This window comes from Xenorhabdus sp. PB62.4, from assembly GCF_014467285.1.
In the GTDB taxonomy this organism is placed as follows: domain Bacteria; phylum Pseudomonadota; class Gammaproteobacteria; order Enterobacterales; family Enterobacteriaceae; genus Xenorhabdus.
In genome coordinates, this window is the sequence record NZ_NKHR01000049.1 from 4,742 (window position 1) to 7,971 (window position 3,230).

Sequence of the window (3,230 nt, forward strand, 5' to 3'; positions counted from 1 at the left end):
ATGTCTGGCAGTGTCCTACTCTCACATGGGGAGACCCCACACTACCATCGGCGCTACGGCGTTTCACTGCTGAGTTCGGCATGGGGTCAGGTGGGACCACCGCGCTGTTGCCGCCAGACAAATTCTGTATTCAATCCCGAACAAGCTGCTGTCTTGCATTTGAAACCCCATTCTGCTCTCTCTCTACGCCCAAAACACCTTCGGTGTTGTCAGGTTAAGCCGCACGGTTCATTAGTACCGGTTAGCTCAACGTGTCGCCACGCTTACACACCCGGCCTATCCACGTCCTCGTCTCGAACGTTCCTTCAGTGTCCTCAAGGGACAAGGGAAGACTCATCTCAAGGCAAGTTTCCCGCTTAGATGCTTTCAGCGGTTATCTCTGCCGCACTTAGCTACCGGGCAATGCCATTGGCATGACAACCCGAACACCAGTGGTGCGTCCACTCCGGTCCTCTCGTACTAGGAGCAGCCCCTTTCAATCTTCCAACGCCCACGGCAGATAGGGACCGAACTGTCTCACGACGTTCTAAACCCAGCTCGCGTACCACTTTAAATGGCGAACAGCCATACCCTTGGGACCTACTTCAGCCCCAGGATGTGATGAGCCGACATCGAGGTGCCAAACACCGCCGTCGATATGAACTCTTGGGCGGTATCAGCCTGTTATCCCCGGAGTACCTTTTATCCGTTGAGCGATGGCCCTTCCATACAGAACCACCGGATCACTAAGACCTACTTTCGTACCTGCTCGAGCCGTCACTCTCGCAGTCAAGCCAGCTTATGCCTTTGCACTAACCTCACGATGTCCGACCGTGATTAGCTAACCTTCGTGCTCCTCCGTTACGCTTTGGGAGGAGACCGCCCCAGTCAAACTACCCACCAGACACTGTCCGCAACCCGGGTCACGGGCCTGCGTTAGAACATCAAACATTCAAGGGTGGTATTTCAAGGATGGCTCCATGCAGACTGGCGTCCACACTTCCAAGCCTCCCACCTATCCTACACATCAAGGCTCAAGGTTCAGTGTCAAGCTATAGTAAAGGTTCACGGGGTCTTTCCGTCTTGCCGCGGGTACACTGCATCTTCACAGCGAGTTCAATTTCACTGAGTCTCGGGTGGAGACAGCCTGGCCATCATTACGCCATTCGTGCAGGTCGGAACTTACCCGACAAGGAATTTCGCTACCTTAGGACCGTTATAGTTACGGCCGCCGTTTACTGGGGCTTCGATCAAGAGCTTCGCCTTGCGGCTGACCCCATCAATTAACCTTCCAGCACCGGGCAGGCGTCACACCGTATACGTCCACTTTCGTGTTTGCACAGTGCTGTGTTTTTATTAAACAGTTGCAGCCAGCTGGTATCTTCGGCTGATTTCAGCTCCGCCCGCAGGGGCTTCACCTACCTATCAGCGTGCCTTCTCCCGAAGTTACGGCACCATTTTGCCTAGTTCCTTCACCCGAGTTCTCTCAAGCGCCTGAGTATTCTCTACCTGACCACCTGTGTCGGTTTGGGGTACGATTCAATGTTACCTGAGGCTTAGAGGCTTTTCCTGGAAGCAGGGCATCTGTCACTTCAGCACCGTAGTGCCTCGTCATTACGCCTCAGTGTTAACAGCGGTCCGGATTTACCAAAACCACCCACCTACACGCTTAAACCGGGACGACCGTCGCCCGGCTGACATAGCCTTCTCCGTCCCCCCTTCGCAGTAACACCGAGTACAGGAATATTAACCTGTTTCCCATCGACTACGCTTTTCAGCCTCGCCTTAGGGGTCGACTCACCCTGCCCCGATTAACGTTGGACAGGAACCCTTGGTCTTCCGGCGAGCGGGTTTTTCACCCGCTTTATCGTTACTTATGTCAGCATTCGCACTTCTGATACCTCCAGCAAACCTCACAGTTCACCTTCAGCGGCTTACAGAACGCTCCCCTACCCAACAACACTTACGTGTCGCTGCCGCAGCTTCGGTGCATGGTTTAGCCCCGTTACATCTTCCGCGCAGGCCGACTCGACCAGTGAGCTATTACGCTTTCTTTAAATGATGGCTGCTTCTAAGCCAACATCCTGGCTGTCTGAGCCTTCCCACTTCGTTTCCCACTTAACCATGACTTGGGGACCTTAGCTGGCGGTCTGGGTTGTTTCCCTCTTCACGACGGACGTTAGCACCCGCCGTGTGTCTCCCGTGATAACATTCTTCGGTATTCGCAGTTTGCATCGGGTTGGTAAGTCGGGATGACCCCCTAGCCGAAACAGTGCTCTACCCCCGAAGATGAGTTCACGAGGCGCTACCTAAATAGCTTTCGGGGAGAACCAGCTATCTCCCGGTTTGATTGGCCTTTCACCCCCAGCCACAAGTCATCCGCTAATTTTTCAACATTAGTCGGTTCGGTCCTCCAGTTAGTGTTACCCAACCTTCAACCTGCCCATGGCTAGATCACCGGGTTTCGGGTCTATACCCTGCAACTTAACGCCCCGTTAAGACTCGGTTTCCCTGCGGCTCCCCTAAACGGTTAACCTTGCTACAGAATATAAGTCGCTGACCCATTATACAAAAGGTACGCAGTCACACCTTAAAAGGTGCTCCCACTGCTTGTACGTACACGGTTTCAGGTTCTCTTTCACTCCCCTCGCCGGGGTTCTTTTCGCCTTTCCCTCACGGTACTGGTTCACTATCGGTCAGTCAGGAGTATTTAGCCTTGGAGGATGGTCCCCCCATATTCAGACAGGATACCACGTGTCCCGCCCTACTCTTCGAGCTCCCAACACCAGCGTCTTCGGATACGGGGCTGTCACCCTTTACTGCCGGCCTTTCCAGACCGTTCTCCTGACGCTGATATTGTTGATGGCTCTGGGCTGCTCCCCGTTCGCTCGCCGCTACTGGGGGAATCTCGGTTGATTTCTTTTCCTCGGGGTACTGAGATGTTTCAGTTCCCCCGGTTCGCCTCATTCACCTATGGATTCAGTGAATGATAGTGCAACGGATTGCACTGGGTTTCCCCATTCGGATATCGCCGGCTGATAACGCTGCTTATCAGCTCACCGGCGCTTTTCGCAGATTAGCACGTCCTTCATCGCCTCTGACTGCCTAGGCATCCACCGTGTACGCTTATTCGCTTAACCTCACAACCCGAAGGTGTCTTCAGATTGGAGTATTGAGAGACTCATCAATGCCATTTTTCAATAACACTGATTGTTTCAAATTTTCAGCTTGTTCCAGATTGTTAAAGAGCA

At 53.4% G+C, this 3,230-nt stretch carries 2 rRNA genes; both read right to left on the reverse strand.

The features are described 5' to 3' along the window. Nucleotides 1-2: 2 nt before the first annotated feature. Nucleotides 3-118 (reverse strand): 5S ribosomal RNA (gene rrf / locus Xenpb_RS18720). 92 nt (nucleotides 119-210) lie between these two features. Then, nucleotides 211-3,119, reverse strand: a 23S ribosomal RNA gene (locus Xenpb_RS18725). Nucleotides 3,120-3,230 lie beyond the last annotated feature (111 nt).